At 76.8% G+C, this 17,198-nt stretch carries 9 protein-coding genes; all 9 read left to right on the top strand.

Going from position 1 to position 17,198, the window contains the following annotated elements; all coding sequences use genetic code 11:
• Nucleotides 1–5 precede the first annotated feature (5 nt).
• Nucleotides 6–2,180 (top strand): putative baseplate assembly protein, encoded by a 2,175-nt coding sequence (locus tag ACZ5WG_RS21005; RefSeq protein ID WP_468724998.1) that lies wholly within the window; start codon nucleotides 6–8, stop codon nucleotides 2,178–2,180.
• Nucleotides 2,180–4,330 carry a phage tail protein gene (locus tag ACZ5WG_RS21000; RefSeq protein ID WP_468724996.1) on the top strand — a complete coding sequence of 717 codons (2,151 nt, stop codon included), beginning with the start codon at nucleotides 2,180–2,182 and terminating at the stop codon, nucleotides 4,328–4,330. The genes ACZ5WG_RS21005 and ACZ5WG_RS21000 overlap by 1 nt, the downstream gene beginning before the upstream one ends.
• Complete coding sequence (locus tag ACZ5WG_RS20995) at nucleotides 4,327–5,976, top strand: hypothetical protein (protein WP_468724995.1); 1,650 nt, start codon at nucleotides 4,327–4,329, stop codon at nucleotides 5,974–5,976. Before ACZ5WG_RS21000 ends, ACZ5WG_RS20995 begins: the two co-directional genes overlap by 4 nt.
• A complete protein-coding gene (locus ACZ5WG_RS20990) occupies nucleotides 5,969–8,074 on the top strand; it encodes an ATP-binding protein (protein ID WP_468724994.1) in 2,106 nt (701 codons plus the stop codon). The genes ACZ5WG_RS20995 and ACZ5WG_RS20990 overlap by 8 nt, the downstream gene beginning before the upstream one ends.
• Nucleotides 8,071–9,531 carry a hypothetical protein gene (locus ACZ5WG_RS20985; protein ID WP_468724993.1) on the top strand — a complete coding sequence of 487 codons (1,461 nt, stop codon included), beginning with the start codon at nucleotides 8,071–8,073 and terminating at the stop codon, nucleotides 9,529–9,531. The genes ACZ5WG_RS20990 and ACZ5WG_RS20985 overlap by 4 nt, the downstream gene beginning before the upstream one ends.
• Nucleotides 9,528–10,946, top strand: coding sequence for a hypothetical protein (locus ACZ5WG_RS20980; RefSeq protein ID WP_468724992.1), 1,419 nt, complete (start codon nucleotides 9,528–9,530; stop codon nucleotides 10,944–10,946). Before ACZ5WG_RS20985 ends, ACZ5WG_RS20980 begins: the two co-directional genes overlap by 4 nt.
• A gap of 71 nt (nucleotides 10,947–11,017) precedes the next feature.
• Nucleotides 11,018–11,812 (top strand): AfsR/SARP family transcriptional regulator, encoded by a 795-nt coding sequence (locus tag ACZ5WG_RS20975; protein ID WP_468724991.1) that lies wholly within the window; start codon nucleotides 11,018–11,020, stop codon nucleotides 11,810–11,812.
• Nucleotides 11,813–11,832: 20 nt separating this feature from the next.
• Nucleotides 11,833–15,075 carry a DUF3376 domain-containing protein gene (locus ACZ5WG_RS20970; protein WP_468724989.1) on the top strand — a complete coding sequence of 1,081 codons (3,243 nt, stop codon included), beginning with the start codon at nucleotides 11,833–11,835 and terminating at the stop codon, nucleotides 15,073–15,075.
• A 44-nt stretch (nucleotides 15,076–15,119) separates the two neighbouring features.
• Nucleotides 15,120–17,186, top strand: coding sequence for a SpoIIE family protein phosphatase (locus ACZ5WG_RS20965; protein ID WP_468724987.1), 2,067 nt, complete (start codon nucleotides 15,120–15,122; stop codon nucleotides 17,184–17,186).
• The last annotated feature ends 12 nt before the right edge of the window (nucleotides 17,187–17,198 follow it).

The raw sequence follows: 17,198 nt of genomic DNA, 5'->3' as shown, positions 1-17,198 counted from the left end.
ACGGTATGCCGCTGATCGGCCCCATCCTCGACGACCGCACCTTCGAACAGCTCCGGGACGAGCTGGTCAAGCGGATCCCGGTCTACGCGCCCGAGTGGACCGACCACAACGCGGGCGATCCCGGCATCGCCCTGCTCGAACTCTTCGCGCACCTCGGCGAGTCACTGCTCTTCCGCTTCAACCAGATCCCCGACGCCACGAAGGTCGCCTTCCTGCGGCTGCTCGGTGTCCGGCCGCGCCCCGCGCTCACCGCCCGCACCCTCCTCGTTCTGGAGACCGAACGCCCCGAGGGCGTGCAGGTGCTGCGCGGCGCCGAGGCCCGGGCCGGCGCAGTCGCCTTCGAGACCGACAACGAGGTCGTCGCCTGGCCCCTGGAGACCCTCGCCGTCGGCAAGACGCCCGCCCCCGAGGCCCCCGGCCCGGCCGAGAGCCGGCGCCGGCAGAACGCGGTCGAGGCCCTGCCGAAGGACGAGCGCAAGCGGGTGGCCTCCGGGGCTCCCGTCTCCTTCTACGTCACCACCGCAGTCCCCGCCGACCCGCTCGACCCCGACCAGCAGCCCCTCGACGTCAGCACCACCCTCGACCGGTCCCTGTGGATCGCCCTGCTCGCCAAGAACACCACCGACCCCCGCCTGCTCGCCGGCCGGACCCTGTTCGTCGGCGTCGTCCCCGACGAGCAACTCCCGCGCCCCTACGACCTGCGCGCCCGCGACACCCACGACCCCACCCGGCTGCGGGCGGGCGACCTCGTCAGCGCCCCGCCCGGCTTCCTCTGGGAACTGTGGAACGGCCCCGGAGCCCCCACCGCCTTCACTCCCCTCGCCGTGCTCGGCGACACCAGCCGCGGGCTCACCACCACCGGCGTGGTCTCCGTCGCACTGCCCGCCGCCTTCCCCACCCACCCCCGGGGCCGCACCGGCAGCGGCGGCCTGCACAGCCCGCCGCCGCTCGACGACGAGAAGACCGCCGCCCGGGTCCTGGGCTGGCTGCGCGTACGCCGGCCCGCGGACGAGAACGACGCCATCCACCGCATCCGCTGGGCCGGCGCCAACGCCGTCGGCGCCGTCCAGGCCCGCACCGCCGCACCCGAACTCCTCGGCACCGGCACCGCCGACGCCGGCCAGGTCCTGCGCCTCACCCGGCACCCCGTCCTCGCGGGCAGCGTCCGGCTGGAGGTCGAGGAGGCCGACGGCTGGCGGCCCTGGACCGAGGTCGAGGACTTCGCCGCCAGCGGCCCCTTCGACCGGCACTACACCCTCGACGCCGACGCCGGGCTCGTCCGCTTCGGCACCCGCTGCCGGCTGCCCCAGATCGGCGAACGCATCCGCGTCCTCGCGTACCGGTACGGCGGCGGCTCCGCCGGGAACGTCCCGGCGGGCGCGATCGGCGCGCTCACCGGCGTCTCCGGGGTCAAGGTCACCAACCCGCTCCCGGCGTACGGCGGCGCCGACGCGGCCTCCCTCGCCGACGCCCTCGACGCCCTGCCCGCCGAGGTGCACCGCCGCGACCGGGCCGTCACCTCCGAGGACTTCCGCTCCCTCGCCCTCGAAGTCCCCGGCGTGCGGCGCGCCGAGACCCTGCCCCTGCTGCACCCCGACACGCCCACCCAGCCCGCCGCGGGCGTCGTCAGCGTGCTCGTCTTCCCCACCGAGGACCTGCGCGACCCCGGCGCCCCGCTGCCCGACCTCGCCCTGCTGCGCCAAGTGGCCGCGTACCTCGCCCCCAGGCGGCTGGTCACCACCGAGCTGTACGTCATCCCGCCCACCTACGTGGACATCGCCGTGTCCGTGGGCATCCGGACCCGGGACGGCTACCAGCCCGACGCGGTGCGCCGCTGGGTCGAGCTGATCCTGCGCCAGTACCTCGCCCCGCTGCCGCCGTACGGACCCGAGGGCGCGGGCTGGCCACTGGGCCGGGCCGTGCGGCGCGCCGAACTCGAGGCCGTCGCCGTCCAGGTGGAGGGCCTGGAGTACCTCGAGGACGAACTGCTGCTGGCCCGGCGCGCCGGTACGGGATGGACCCCGCTGCCCCTCGTCCCGCTGAACCCGTGGGAGGTGCCCCGGGTCGCCGCTATCACCGTCGTCACCGGCAGCCCGCTGCCCGTCGGCGCCGGCTACGGCTCCCCGCCACCGCCCCCCGGCGACCCCGTCGTCGCACCGCTGCCCCCGGAGGTGTGCTGATGTACGGCGACCGCGCGATCGGCGTCATGGCAGACCCGGACCAGTGGCTGCGCTGCCGCCACGAGTCCACCGCCCTCCTCGACGAGGGCGGGGTCTGTCTCGCCTGGGAACCCGAGCCGGAGGCGGGGCCGGACCCCGGTACGGCCGGGCACGGACCCGCCGGGCTCGCCTTCGACCGCTGGGGCCGCGCCTACCGCTCGTACCCGCGCGCCGGCCGCGTGGAGGTCATCCCGCCCGGCGCCCCCGGCGACGGCGCCCCGCACCGGCCCGGCACCCTCTGCGTCCCCCGCGGCCTCGCCGTGGACGCCGCCCAGCGGCTCCACATCGCCGAATCCGGAGCCGGCGCCGTCCACGTCGTCGACCTGTGGGGCGAGCGGCTGCTGCGCCGGGTCCCCGTCCGCAGCGCGGACCGGCCGTACCGCCGGCCCCTCGACGTCACCGCCCACTGCGGGGCGGTGGCCGTGCTCGTCACCCGGCCCGCCGGGGTCGTGCTGCTCCAGGGCCGCCGCGGCCCGCTGCGGGGACCCGTACTGCGCCGCCCGCCCGGCAGCGACGGCCTGCGCCCCACCCGGATCGCCGACCACGCCGGGCACCTCCACGTGCTGTGGACCGGCGCGGCCGGCGGGCGCGCCGTCGTCGCCCGCGCCGACGGCACCAGGCCGCTCGTCGTGGACGACGCCACCGACCTCGATCTGACGGCCGACGGGGCACTGGTGGTGGCCCGGGCCCCCGGGCAGCCGTTCCGCCGGTTCCGCTACGCCGCGGCGGCCGGGGCCGCGGGCTGGGCCGAGATCGAACCCCTGCGGGCCCCCGGCTACGACGGCGGCGCCGCGACCGTCGACCCCGACGGCCGCGTCGCGTTCACCACCGCCGACGGCCTCGCCCGTACCGCCGGGCCCGCCGCCCGGTACACGCCCGCCGGGAGCGTCATCGGCTACCGCCTCGACGCGGGCGAGTACCGCACCCGCTGGGGCCGGCTGTTCCTCGACGCGTGCATCCCGCCCGGCACCGAGGTCCGCGTGAGCTTCCTGACCACGGACGAGGACACCGTCCCCGACCCGCTGCCCTGGTCCCCGCCCGTCCGCGGACCGCGCTCCGTGCGCCATGCCGACCGCACCCCGCCGCTGCCATCCCGCGCCCTCTACACCGAACGGCTGCCGCCCCCCGCGCCCCTGTTCCGGCGCCCGACCGGCCGCGAACTGCCCTGGGCCCAGATCGACCCCGACGACGGGTTCGAGACGTACGAGGCCCCCGTGCAGGCCCCGCCCGGCCGCTACCTGTGGATCGTGCTCCGGCTCGCCGGCACCCTGCGCCTGAGCCCCCGCATCCGGGGCCTGCGCGTGGAGCGGCCCGGACACCGGCTGCCCGCCGCGCTCCCCAGGGCCTGGAGCCGGGACGAGGCCGACGCCGCGTTCCTGCAGCGCTTCCTCGCCCCCGCCGAAGGACTGCTGCACGAACTGGACTCCCGTGCCGCCCTGCGCACCCTCCTCCTCGACCCCCGGGCCACCCCGCAGGAGGCCCTCGGCTGGCTGGCCGGGCTGCTCGGCCTGGCCCTGGACCGGCGCTGGCCGCCGGCCGCCCGGCGCGAGCTGATCGCCCAGGCGTACGACCTGTTCCGCATCCGCGGGACCGTGGCCTGCCTCGAACGCATCCTGCGGCTCTACCTTCCGCTGCCCATCAGCGTGGTGGAGCACTGGCGGCTGCGCGGACTCGGCGGAGCGGTGCTCGGCGCCGGACCCGGCGGGGCCCCCGCACCGGCCGTCGGCGGCGCGGCAGGCACCGCCGGGGCGCTGGGCCGGTTCACCGTCGGCGGCACCCGGCCCGGAGAGGACGGATACACCGCCACCGCACACCGGTTCAGCGTGCTCATCCCCGCCGATCCGAGCGCCGGGCAACTCGACGTGGTCCGCGCCATCGTGGAGGCCCACAAACCGGCCCACACCCTCGTCGACATCTGCCCGCTCGGCGCGGGCATGCGGATCGGCCGCACCCTGCACCTCGGGCTCACCTCCGTCGTCGGCCCGGGCGCGGCCTGGGGGCCCGCGGTCGTCGGCCGGGTCGGCGTCGGCGAGGACGGCATCGTGGGCGTGCCCGCCGCAGGCTCCCGCGTCGGCGAGAGCACCATCGCCGGGGCGGTGCGCGTCGGATGAGCGGCCCCACCGTGGTCATCGACCGGCTGTCGGCGACCCTGCGCCACGACCCCGCCGAGGCGCCGCCCGCCGCGGACCGGCTGCGCGGACCGCTGCGGCACGCGGTCGGCGGCGCACTGGAGACGGCCCTGCGCGGCCTGGTCCTGCCGCCCGGGCGCTGGTGCCTGGCCCGGCTCGACCTGACCCTGGGCCTCGACCTGGCCCGCCCCGACCCGGCGCTCGCGCGCGACTGGTCGGAGGCGGTCGCCGCCGCGATCGAACGGACCGTACGCGAGGGCCGCGCGGCCGTGCCGGGCGCCGTCGTGCACTACCGGCACGACGTGGAACTGCTCGCCGACGCGGTCGCCGGCCTCGCCGCCGGGCGCCGCGAACGGCTGTGGGCCTGGCGGCAGACCGGCATCCTCCGCCCCGGCGACCCCGCCCCGGACGCGGCACCCGGCCCGGCGCTGCTGGCCGCCCTGGAACGCCACCCGCAGTACGCCGCGGCCGCCGTGCTCCGCGCCGCCGAGGACTGCGGGCTCGCCGCACTGGACCGGGCCTGGGGGTGCGACGGCTGGCACCGCCTGGCCGCCCTCGTCGCCGGCCGGGACCCTGCGCCGGAGGCCGCCGGACCGGCCCCCGACCCCGGTACCCGTGCGCTCGCCCGGGACCTCCTCGCCGGATCGCGGCTGGCCGCGCTGGTCCGCGAGAGCCGGCTGCGCCCCGCCGGACCGACCCCGGCCGCATGGGCCGTACTCGTCCTCGCCGAAACCGACCCGGCATCGCTGAGCCGGCCCTCCGCCCGCCCCGGGCTGCGCGGGCTGCTGGCGGACGGCCTGCGGACCCTCGGCGGCCCCCCGGCGCTGCCCGATCCCGAACAGGCCTCGCAGCTAGGGGAGTTGCCGGACGCCAGGGCTGCCGAGCCCGCCGGGTCCGGTGTGCAGGCCCCGGCGCCGCCCGCCGACCGTCCCAAGGGCACGCCCGGCCGGGACGCGCCGCCGCAGGAGCCCCCCGGCGCCATCCCGCCCCGCGCCGGTGCGGCCGGACCCGGCCCGGCCAGGGGCGCCCCCGCGGCCGGCGAACCCGATGCGCAGGGTCCCGTACGGGGACCCCGGCAGGACGGTCCGCCGGCCGGGGAGCCGGCCGCCGATCCCGCGGGCGGCGCGGCCACCGGCTGGGCCGGGCTGCCGTTCCTGCTCGCCACCGCCGCCGAGGCCGGACTCCCGGACCGCACCCTCGACGAACAGGCCCTCACCGCACGGCCGTTGCCCTGGGTGCTGCACGCCGCCGCCCGCGCCCTCGTACCCGCCCTCGCGCCCGGGGACCCGGCCGCCCTCGCCCTCGCCGGGCTCGGCCCCGACCGGGCCGCCGGGCTCCTGCGCGCCGCCGCGGCGACCCCGCCCGAGCAGGCCGCCGTGAGCGCGCTCGCCGCCGACTGGGCGCGGGCCACCGCCGCCCGCCTCGGCGACGAGCGGTACGCGGACGACCCGTTCGGCGCCGTCGTCGCCGTCGCCCGCCGCCCCGGCCGGATCACCGCCGAGACCGGCTGGATCGAGGTGCACCTCGCCGTTGCCGACACCGACCCGGCGGTCCGCCGCGCCGGGCTGGACCTCGATCCGGGCTGGGTGGGCTGGCTCGGCGCGGTGGTGAGGTACCGCTATGTCTGAGCGCATCAGCCGCGACCTCTCCCGCCGCGCCGCCGCCGTCGCCGTCCGGGTGGCCGAGCTGCTCGAGACCCTGTGCAGCGAGGACGCGGGCGGCGGATCCGCCGCGTTCCTGCGCGACTGGGCCGCGAGCGCCACGCACCGCGCCGCCGCCTCCGGCCCGCGCCCCCCGGCCTTCACCCCGCTCGACCGGCTCGTGCACCGGTTCGGGCTCGGCTCCCTGGAGACCGAGCTCGTCCTGTTCGCCGGACTCCCCGAGGAACACGAGGGCCTGGCACGGACGTTCCGCACCATGAACCCGGGCGGCGCCCCGCACCCCAGCGTGGGCCTCGCGGGCCTGCTGATCGACTGCGCGGCCCGTACCGGAGCCGAAGGCGGCGTACCAGGGCACGCGCCGGACCGGGTCGCCCTGCGCCGGCTGCTCCACGAAGGACCGGCCGTACGGGCGGGCGTGCTCGCCCTCACCGGCGACGGCCCCTTCCACGAACGCTCCCTGACCCTCGCCGAAGGGCTCTGGGAGGCCCTCCACGGCTACCCGGCCTGGCCCGCCGCGCTGGAGGAGGCCGACCCCGGCCCGCCGGTCGCCGGACTCGACGGCTGGCTCGAACTCCCCGAAAGCGTCCGGGCCGTCGCCGCCCTGCGCTCGCACGAGCCCCGCATCCTGCTGGTCGGCGCGCGGGACGAGACCGTCGCCCTCAGCCGGTGCGCGGCCCTCGCCCGCGCCGCCGGACGCGGCCTGCTCGCCGCCCGGACCCGCCCCGAAGACCCCGGGGCCATGGGGCTGCTGGGCCTGCACGCCGCCCTACGGGACGCCGTGCCACTCCTGGTGGTGCCCGCCCCGGAGGGCGGGGCGGGCCCGGTCACCCCCGCCGTCGGCCGGATCCCCGGCCCGCTGCTCGTCTGCGCCCCGCCGGGCACCGTACGCCCCGGGCCGCAGCGGCCCGTACTCACCGTGCCGGTCGGGCCGATCGGCACGGCGGACCGGCGCACCGCCTGGCGGGCGGCGCTGCCCGGGGCACCGGAGCACGCCCCGGAACTGGCGGCGCGCCACCCGCTCGACCCGGCGCTCACCGCCCAGGTCGCCCTCGACGTGCACAGCCGCACCGGGCTGGCCCCCGACGCGGAGGAGGACGGGGGCAGCCCGGACGTCTCAGGCGCCATCCGGGCCCGCGCCGGGGCGCTGCTGCCCTCGGGCGTCGACCTGGTCAGCCCGGACGCCCGCTGGCCGCGGCTCGTCCTCGGCGGGGAGGCCGACGGCCAGCTGCGGGACGCGGTGGCGCGGCTGCGCCACCAGGCGCTCGTGCTGGACGACTGGCGGCTGCGGGAGGCCGCCCGGGCCGCCCGCGGCGTACGGCTGCTGCTCACCGGGCCGCCCGGGACCGGCAAATCGCTGGCCGCCGAGGTGCTGGCGACCGAGGCGGGCCGGGACCTGCTGGTGGTCGACGGCTCCGAGCTGGTCTCGAAGTACATCGGTGAGACGGAGAAGAACCTCGCCGCCTGCTTCGAAGTGGCCGAGCGCACGCAGGCGGTGTTCCTCCTCGACGAGGCCGACGCCCTGTTCGCCACCCGTACGGAGGTCTCCGAGGCCAACGACCGGTTCGCGAACATGGAGACGGCCTACCTGCTCCAGCGGCTCGACCGGTTCGACGGGCTGGCCGTGCTGACGACCAACCTGCGGCAGAACATCGACGCCGCTTTCATCCGCCGGATGGACTTCGTCGTGGAGTTCCCGCTCCCCGACGAGGCGGGCCGGTACCGCATGTGGGAGCTGCACCTGCCCCGCGCCCTGCTGCACGCCGACGTGGACCTGGCGGGGCTCGCGCAGTACTACCCGGTGCCCGGCGGCTGGATCCGCAACGCCGCGATCGGCGCGGCCTTCCGGGCGGCGGACGACGGGGGAGCGGTCCGCCAGGGCCACCTCGTCGACGCGATGCGGCGCGAATACGGCAAGGCGGGCCGCCCCTTCCCCGGGGAACCGGCCCGGCCGGGCGGCGCGGGCGCGGACCGGCGGGCCGCGCGTGCCCTCGACCCGGCCGCCGGCCCCCCGTCCCCCTCCGCCCCCTTGGTGACCGACAGGCGTACCCAGAAGGAGAGCTCATGACGGCGCTCGGCTCCGGCAGCACACCGTGCGGCTGCGGCGGCGGGTCCGCCCCGGACCTGCCCACCGGCCCCGCGCACGGAGGCGGGCCGTGCGATCCCGGCCCCTGCGGCGGGGACGAGCTGCCCGTCAACCCGTTCCTCGCGCTGCGCGTGGCCTTCGGGATGCTGCTCGGCGAGGACGACTTCCGCGTCCTGATGGGCAATCCGCGCGGCAAGCTGATGCTGCACAACGCCTGGCTGCACGGCCCCGGCGTCGTCTGGGGGCTCGGGGTCGCCCGCGACGGCGACGAGCTCCGGGTGCTCCCCGGGCTGGCCGTCGACGGGCTCGGCCGCGAGCTCACCCTGGAAGCGGCCTGGTGCGTGTCCCTGACCGCATGGGCGCGGGACTGGAGCGACGCGCACCCGCCGCAGGAGGGGCCGCAGACCACCGCCTCGCCCGCAGCCGGGGACTCCGAGCCCGGTCCTCCCGCGCGGCGCACCGTCGAGGCCTGGATCCTCGCGGAGTTCGGGTCGTGCCCGGACCGGCCGGTGCCCGCCCTGGCCGACCCGTGCGACGTCACGCGCCGGCACGACGACTTCTCCCGGATCGTGGAGACCGCCCGGATCACGATCCGCTCCACCGCCCCCGCGCCCTGGCGCCCGTACCACCGAGTACGGGTCCTCCTCGGCCTCGACGAGGCCGCCCCGGGGGACACCGCCGGCCAGGAGGCGCTGCGGGAGGCCGCCGAGGTGGCCCGGGTCCCGGCGCACCTGCGGGCGCCGGCGCTGCTCGCCGCGTTCCGCCGGCTGGCCGCCGCGGACGCCACCGCACTGGCGCCGGAGCGGGAGGAGGGCGACATGTGCCCGCCGTGGGCGCCGGTGACGGAGGACCACGCCCCCGTCGTCCTCGCCCGCCTCACCGTCGAACTCACCGAGTACGACGGCTGCGTACGGATCGAGGAGGTGCGGGCCGACCCGTCCGTCCGCACCGCGGTCCTGCCCGCCACCACCGTCCAGGAGCTGGTGTGCGGCCTGGCGCCCGGGATCATCGGCGCCGCCGCCGAGGCGGACGCCGGAGGCCCGCGCCTGATCCGCGGGTCCCTCGCCTGGAGCCGCGAGCACACCGTGCTGAGCTTCGAGGTCACCTCCCCGCTCGCGCCGGGCTCCGCCGAACCGGAGGGCATCGAGATCACCTCGCTCTCCGACACCGGCCGGGGCTGGGCGACCGACGAGGTCGCCGGGATCCGGGTGTCGGGCGACGGCCGCCGGGTCAAGGTGGACCTCGACCAGCGGCCCGCGTACGAGACGGTCCGCATCCGCGTCCGCGGCACCGGGCCCAAGCCGCTGTACGGCGAGCACCCGCGCGCGCCCTTCGCGGGCCTGGAAGGCGGCCCGCCGGGCACCGCCGACGAGGGGAACGACGCCGTCGTCACCGTCCATCTGCCGCGCCAGGCGGCCCCCGGGAGGACCGAGGAATGACGATCAGCGAAGGCACCACCGAGGCCGCCCCGCCCGCCGGCCCACCGACAGGACCGCCCGCCACCCCGTCCGCGACCGCCGACGGCGGGATCGACCGGCTCAACGCCTTCGACGGGCTGTTCCTGCGCGCCGAACACCTCAACCGCATCCAGGACTACGCCCGCGAACTCGCCCTGGCCGTCGGCGCGGCGGCCGGCCCCGGCGTGGTCGAGGGCTACGAGGTCAGCGTGCAGGACGGCACCCTCCGCGTCGGCGGCGGCCTCGCCGTCTCCCCGGAGGGGCGCCCGCTGCGCTCGGAACGCCTCGTCACGCTCCCGCTCACCGGCCTGAAACCCGGGCCCGACGGCTTCTGGTGGGTCGAAGTGGCGCCCGACTCCCGCCCCTACGGCGACGCCCCGGTGCAGGGCAGCTACTGCGACGACCCGTGCGCGGGTACCGGCACCACCCGGCGCCCGTACATCTCGGAAGGGGTGCGGATCCGGCTGACGGAGGGCACCGAGCGGGGTCTCGACAACCAGCTGCCCGCCTCCCGGCGCAACTTCCTCGCCTCGAGGATCTTCGCAGCCGAACGCACGGAACACTCCCCGTGGCCGTACGGGACCGGCAGCGCACACCTGCCGCCCTCCTGGACCCCGCCGTCAGCGAGCCCCGGACTGCCCAGGACCGTCCGGCTCGCGGTGCTCCTGCGCGATCCCGGCAGGCCCGACGGGTGGGAGGCCGACATCTGGGCCGCCCGCCGCGACCGGGCCGCGGCCCCGCCCTACCGGTACTGGCAGTCACGGCTCGGCATGCGGCCCTGGGACGCGTACACGGCCCAGATCCTCCAGTTCCAGGACCAGTTGGCGCAGGTGCTCGACGCCGCTGAGGTGCCCGCGGCCGATCTGGGGCCGCTGCTGGAGCAGTTGGCCCTCATCGGGGAACAGCAGTTCCTCAAGAGCCACACCAAGGACCAGCTCGGCCGGGAGGTCGCACGGCTCATCACCGGCATCGGCGAGGGCGCCCTGATCAGGCCGGCGGCCGCGGGCGCCGGCCCGTACACCCTGGAGCAGCTGGGCATCGCGGAGCTGCCGCCCGCCGGGTACCTGCCGTTCACGCCCGAGCCGGAGCAGCGCGCCGCCCTCGGCGGGATCCGGGCACTCCTGGGCCAGCAGGTGGACCTGAGGTACTGCTCGTGCGCGCTCGCCGACGTCGCCCGGGCCGTGGAGGAGGCGCAGCACCGGGACCGCATCCGGCTGGCCGAGCCCGTCGGCGTGGACATCCTGCTGCCCGTCGACGACCGGGACACGCCGGTCGGCAACTGGGTCGCGTTCGTCAGGAGGGAGCAGCGCCACTGCTACGACCCCGGGGACGGCGGCGACCGGAGGAACGAGGTGGGAGGAGAGAGCACGGAGAGCGAGGAGACGGATGAAAAATAGCACTCGGTGACTGATCGGTGACGGTGCGCGCATAGCATATGCGGTCGGACTTCTATGCAGGAGGACCGCCTATGAACCAGCAGTTCCTCGAGTCACCGGTCCGTGTTCCCGGGCAGGGGGAGGCGCCGGCCCTCCACCTCCTCGGCGGCCCGCGCGTCGTCCATCAGGGGAGATGGCTGGACGTGCCGGAAGGGGGCAAGCGACTGCTCGCCTTCGTCGCGCTCCACGGCGGCCGGGTCGAGCGCCGGCACGCCGCGGGCACGCTGTGGCCGTCCGGCGACGACCTGAGGGCTGCGGGGAACCTGCGGTCCGCGCTGTGGCGGCTCAAGGCCGCCGGCATCGACCTGCTCGACTCCGACAAGTGCTCACTCGCCGTGCGCGAGCACACGGTGGTCGACCTGTACGTCCTGTACGGCTGGGCCGGGCGGCTCATCGGCGGCACCGCCACCAGCCAGGACCTCTCGGTGCTGAAATGGCGCACCGACGCGCTCGATCTGCTGCCCGGCTGGTACGACGACTGGGTGCTGCTGGAACGCGAACGGGTCCGCCAGCGGCTGCTGCACGCACTGGAGGCGCTGAGCCGCGAGCTGGCCCGCGTCGGCCGGCACGCCGAGGCGGTGGAGTCCGCGCTGGTCGCGGTGAGCGCCGAACCACTGCGTGAGAGCGCCCAGCGGGCCCTGATCGAGGCCCACTTGGCGGAGGGCAACCTGATCGAGGCGATGCGCGCCTACGACACGTACCGCGACCTCGTCACCCGCGAACTCGGAGTGGAGCCGGGGTGCGAACTCTCCGGCCTGATACGCAACTTCTGCCGCTCCGCCACCCGCACCCACGAGGTGGTGGCCGCCCGGGTGCGCCACGCCTGATCCAGGGCCAAGCTGGAGGCATGAGCGACGACCGGCCGGGCCGGCGCAGTACGGAACTGCGGCTGGCCCTCGCGATGCGCGGCGGGGTCAGTCTCGCCGTATGGATGGGCGGGGCCTGTTGCGAGACGGCGGCGCTCCGGGCGGCGGCCGGGCGCCGGCCCGCCCCGGAATCGGGCGTCTACGCAGGGCTGCTGGACACGTGCGGATACGAGGACGTCGACATCGACGTCCTCGTCGGAACCAGTGCAGGGGGGATCAACGGCGTCCTGCTGGCCTGCCACCTCGTGTACGGGATGCCCTTCGGCCGGGGCGTGCGGGACCTGTGGCTGCGCCTGGGCGACCTCGAAGGGCTGCTGCGCCGCTCCACGCCCTTCCACGTGCCGGCCTCGCTGATGCGCGGCGACGAGGTCTTCTACAAGGAGCTGCGCGGTGCGCTGGGCCGGCTCGTCGACGAGGCCCCGCCGGACCGGCGGCCGCCCGCCTCGCTGCGGCTGATCCTGACGGCCACCCGGCTGCGGCCCCGCCGGGACCTGGTCCGGCCCACCCTCGGACGGCCGCTTCCGGTCGGGCGCTCCCAGGCCCACTTCCGCTTCCGGCACCGCGGCGCCCTGACGGACTTCCCCGACGACGTCACGGGCGCGGCCCGGGAGACGGCGCTGGACCGGCTGGCGTACGCGGCGCGGACCTCCTCCTCGTTCCCGGGAGCCTTCGAACCGGGCCGGGTGTACGTCGGCAACGGCGCGCAGCCCGTCGAGGACCCGCCCCGGGTGGACATGCGCGGTGTCAGCAGCGAGAGCGGTCACCCCGACGATGACCTGAACGGCTGCGCCGAACTCATGGACGGCGGGCTGCTGGACAACATCCCCGTCGCCTGGGCCGTACGGGCGGTCGCCGGGGCCCCGGTGGCCCGCAAGGCCGACCGCCGGCTGCTGTTCCTCCAGCCGGTGCCCCCGCTGCCGCCGCCTCCCGAGCCGGGCGGCAGCCGGCGCGTCACCCGGCTGGTACGGATGGCCGCGAAGTCCCTGGCCGTGAAGACCGGCTCGGAGTCCCTGCGCGACGACGCCCTCGAACTGCGCGCCGCCGAAGCCGCGGCCGAGCAGCAGCGGGCCGTCCTCGGGGTGCTGCCCCTGACCCTCACCGAGCTGTACGACGCGGCGATGGCCCGGCTGGACCCGTACGCCCGCACGGCCGGCCGGGCGGAGGCGCAGCGGCTGATCCGGCTGCTGGCGGACCCGGCGGAGGTGACCGGCCCGGACGCGCTGCCGCTGCCCGCGGGCCCGGGGCCGCTGGAGGCGCTGGACGAGAGCGCCGCAGAGGGCTCGGCGGCCCTCTTCGCCCGGCTGCGCCGGGCGGTGGACGGCCTGGCGGTGGGGCCCGGCACGCTGCCCGGGCCGGGGTACTCGCCCCTGGCCCTCGCGCGTACCGTACGGCTGCTCATGGACTGGCTGAGGGCGTACGAGTCCGGTCCCGGGCCGGTGGAGGCGGAGCTGGTGGCGGCGTACCGGACACGGCTGTTCGCGTGCCGCTCCGCCGTCGCCACCCTGAACGCCGCCAGGGACCGGCTGCTGCTCGGCCGCTACCGGGCCGCCCTGTCCCTCGGGCTGATGCCCACCGATGCCACCGCCCCGTACGCCGAGGCGACGCGCCTGCTGGGCGCCCTCATGCCGCCCGTACCCCCGCCCGAGGCCGCGCCCGCGCACTGGGAGACCTGGGCGGCGAACCTCGCGACGGCGGTCTGCGCCGGCTCCCTGCCGGAGGTCCCCGCGACCGGCCCGGCGGCGGTCCCGGAGGGCTTCGCGCACCTGTGGGAGCGGCTGGCGGACCTGGGCCAGGAGATCGGCCTGGACCTGAGCCCCGACGTCGACGGCTACGAGGCCCTCCATGCGGCAGCCCGCGGCGCCGGCCCGCCGATGGCCGAAGCGCTGGCGTACGCCGAGGTGCTGCTCGGCCCGCTGCGCCCCGACCCGCTGGCCGAGGCCACCGACATCGACTTCCACACCGTTTCGGCGGCCGACACCAGCTGGGCCACGCGTACGGTGCTGCCGCAGGTGGCCCCGGATTCCCCGGAGGACATGGTCAGGGCCAAGCTCAGCGGCAACCAGCTGAACAACTTCGCCGCCTTCCTCAGCGCCCGCTGGCGGATGAGCGACTGGACCTGGGGCCGGCTCGACGGGGCCGCCGCCCTCGTGTCGGTCGTCGCCACCGACGGGCGCCTGCACGACGCGTTCGGGGACCCCGCGGACCTGACGGCGCTCGGCGAGGAGATCGCCGGGGAGATGGCGCTCGGCCCGCCGTTCACGGAGCTCTGGGCGCAGGACGTCACCACCCGGCCGGACGTGGCGCCCTGGGACCGGGTACGGGACGTGCTCACCGCGGTCCGCCAGCACGAGATCCTCCAGGAGGAACTGCCGCTCCTCGCCGAGCTGCACCGCAGGGGCTTCCGGGGCGGCAACCGGCCCCCGGACTCCCCGCCGAACCCGCCGGGCCTGCCCACGCGGGCCGCGTTCGACGCGGCCCTGGAGTCCTTCCGCGAGGTCGGCGCCGAGGAGGCCGGCCGGCTGCTCCGGGCGCGGGATCCGCGCCGGGCGGCCCTGCGGACCGGGCTCCTCGCCTGGCCGGCGCTCCAGCCCACGGGCAGAGCCGGGGCCCGCCTCGTACAGGGCATCCTCGGCGTGCTGAAGCCGCTGGTCTGCCTCCCGGTGCTGGCCGGAGCGGTGGCACCCGTACCGGCCCTGTGCGCGGCCGTGCTGATGTGGACGGGCATCGCCTTCTGCACCGGCGACTGGTCCTCGCTCCCCGGCCACGTCCTGGTCTGCCTGTACGCCATGGTCGCCCTGGCGGCACTCGTCCGGCAGCGGGTCCGGCCCGCCCGGCTGCGCGTCCCCGCCCTCCTGATCGCGGCGGCCGGCCCGCCCGTCGCCCTGTGGCAGCTGCGCGGCCTGCACACTCCGGACGTCGGCGACGGCGCCCGCACAGTGATCGTCGGAGCCGCGTTCGCCCTCGCCGCCGCGGCCGTGCTGTACGTCGGCACGGACCGGTGGGCGCTGCTGCCGGGGGCCGCCGCGGTCGCGGGAGCGATCGCCGGGCTCGTCCAGTCCGGCCGCCCCGGGCTCGGCGGCTGGTGGGCCGCCCTCATCCTCTACGCCGTCCTCTTCTGGGTCACCTTCGTCCTTCCCTGGCTGTACCCGAGGCCGCGCCCGCCCGTATCCGGGGCCGCTGACCACACCGACCGACGCAGCGCCCCGCGACGATCGCTCGGATAGGGTGAATCGGTAGGAATCAGACCCCCCGGGGTGAGGTCGGTGCGGTGGACACATACCAGTCGACGAGCGAGGTCCCGGATCAGCCGGCCGCGGCTGTCGGGTACGCCGGTGTGCTCCGCGAACTGCTGCCGATCGCCCTGTGGCGGGAGGACGCCGACGGACTCATCGTCGAATGGTCGCTCGCCGCCCAGGACCTGCTGGGCCACCGCCCCGAGGACATCCTCGGCCTCCCCGGCACCTCCGTGCTCGTCCCCGACACCAACCACGAGCTCGCCGACGACCTGACCCGGCGCGTCCAGGCGGGTGAGACCGTGGTCGGCACCCTCCCCGTACGCCACCGCGACGGGCACCGCGTCACCATGGAGATGTGGATCGTCCCCGCCATCGACCCGCAGGGCCGTACGGGGGCCATGCTGATCGCCGCGGAGACCTCCGAGGTCCTGCGCATGCGGGACTCGCTCGCCGCCCTCCAGAGCCTCTTCACCCAGTCGCCCATCGGCCTCGCCACCCTCGGTCCCGACCTGCGCTTCCTGCGCGTCAACGACGCACTGGCCCGGATGAACGGCGTCTCGGCCGCCGATCACCTCGGCAGACGGCTCACCGAGGTCGTGCCCGGCGTCAACGCCGTCGCCCTCGAGGCGACGATGCAGCAGGTCATGGACCGGGGCACCGCCGTCGTCGACGTCCGCCGCACCGGCCGCACCCCGGCCGACCCCGAGCACGACCACACCTGGTCCTGCTCGTACGCCCCGCTGCTCGACGGCTCCGGCCGCCCGCTCGGCGTGATCGCCTCCCTCATCGACATCACCGACAGCCAGCAGGCCCAGGTCGAGGCCGAGCGGGCCCGCCGCCGCTTCGCCGTCCTCGCCGAGGCCGGCACCCGCATCGGCACCACGCTCGACCTGGACCAGACCGCCCGGGAGATCGTGCAGCTCCTCGTACCCCAGCTGGCCGACTCGGCCGACGTACAGCTGCTGGAGGCCGTCCTCGCGCCCGACGACGCCGCGGTCACCCACCACGGCATGCTGCGCCGCATCGCGGTCGAGTTCCCCGACCCGGACGCCCCCACCGCCCGGCTGGCACCCGGCCAGACCTTCCAGATCCCGGCGGAGTCGGTCTACGAGCAGGTCATCGCCGAGGGGCGGCCCATGAACCTGTACGTCTCCGACGTGCACGCGCTGCTCCCCGACCCGCGCGCCACGGAACTGCGCGACTACCTCGCCACGCTCGGCTCCGCCCGGCTCATCCCGCTCGTCGCCCGCGGCACCGTGCTCGGCGCGGTCACCGTGACACGGGTGCGCGGCCGCGAGCCGTTCGACGAGCAGGACTGCGTACTCCTCGACGAGGTGGTCGCCCGCGGGGCGCTCAACATCGACAACGCCCGCATGTACACCAACCAGCGCCGGGCCGCCCTGACCCTCCAGCGCAGCCTCAGCAACAGCGCCCTGCCGGAGGTCACCGGACTCGAGCTGACCGGCCGCTACCTGCCCGCCAGCGACCACGACGTCGGCGGAGACTGGTACGACGCCATCCAGCTGCCCGGCGGCCGCACCGGCCTGGTCATCGGGGACGTCATGGGTCACGGGATCCACGCCGCCGCCGTCATGGGACAGCTGCGCACGGCCGTCCGCACCCTCGCCCGCCATGACGTCTCCCCGCCCCAGATGCTCCGCTCGCTCGACGCCGCGGTCGCCGACCTGGGCGAGGACGAGATGGCGACCTGCGTCTACGCCGTCTACGACCCGGCGGCGGGCGGCTGCACCATCGCCCGCGCCGGCCATCCGCCGCCCGCCGTGGCCACCGCGGGCGGGGAGGTCACCTTCCTCGACGGCCCGCCCGGCACCCCGCTGGGCACGGGCGGGCGGGAATTCCGCACCGAGGAGGTCGCCCTGCCACCCGGGAGCCTGCTCGTCCTCTACACCGACGGCCTCATCGAGGCCCGCGACCGGGACCTCGACCAGGGCATGGCCCAGCTGGGGTGGGCGCTGCGCGACGCCGGGCAGCCGCTGGACCGGCTGTGCGACGAGATCCTGGCGCGCCTGCTGCCCGGAGCCCCGCAGGACGACGTGGCGGTCCTGCTCGCCCGTACGGTGGCCTCCCGGCCCCGCTGACCGGCCGGATGA

This window comes from Streptomyces sp. NPDC032745 (assembly GCF_055579465.1).
Note: the sequence above shows the minus strand (reverse complement) of the source record. Positions and strands in the feature narration are given on the sequence as shown.

Bases quoted from the DNA above. Each gene is read 5' to 3' on its own strand.
- ACZ5WG_RS21005 (WP_468724998.1), top strand. From the start codon at position 6: ATGCCGCTGATCGGCCCCATCCTCGACGACCGCACCTTCGAACAGCTC.
- ACZ5WG_RS21000 (WP_468724996.1), top strand. From the start codon at position 2,180: ATGTACGGCGACCGCGCGATCGGCGTCATGGCAGACCCGGACCAGTGG.
- ACZ5WG_RS20995 (WP_468724995.1), top strand. From the start codon at position 4,327: ATGAGCGGCCCCACCGTGGTCATCGACCGGCTGTCGGCGACCCTGCGC.
- ACZ5WG_RS20990 (WP_468724994.1), top strand. From the start codon at position 5,969: ATGTCTGAGCGCATCAGCCGCGACCTCTCCCGCCGCGCCGCCGCCGTC.
- ACZ5WG_RS20985 (WP_468724993.1), top strand. From the start codon at position 8,071: ATGACGGCGCTCGGCTCCGGCAGCACACCGTGCGGCTGCGGCGGCGGG.
- ACZ5WG_RS20980 (WP_468724992.1), top strand. From the start codon at position 9,528: ATGACGATCAGCGAAGGCACCACCGAGGCCGCCCCGCCCGCCGGCCCA.
- ACZ5WG_RS20975 (WP_468724991.1), top strand. From the start codon at position 11,018: ATGAACCAGCAGTTCCTCGAGTCACCGGTCCGTGTTCCCGGGCAGGGG.
- ACZ5WG_RS20970 (WP_468724989.1), top strand. From the start codon at position 11,833: ATGAGCGACGACCGGCCGGGCCGGCGCAGTACGGAACTGCGGCTGGCC.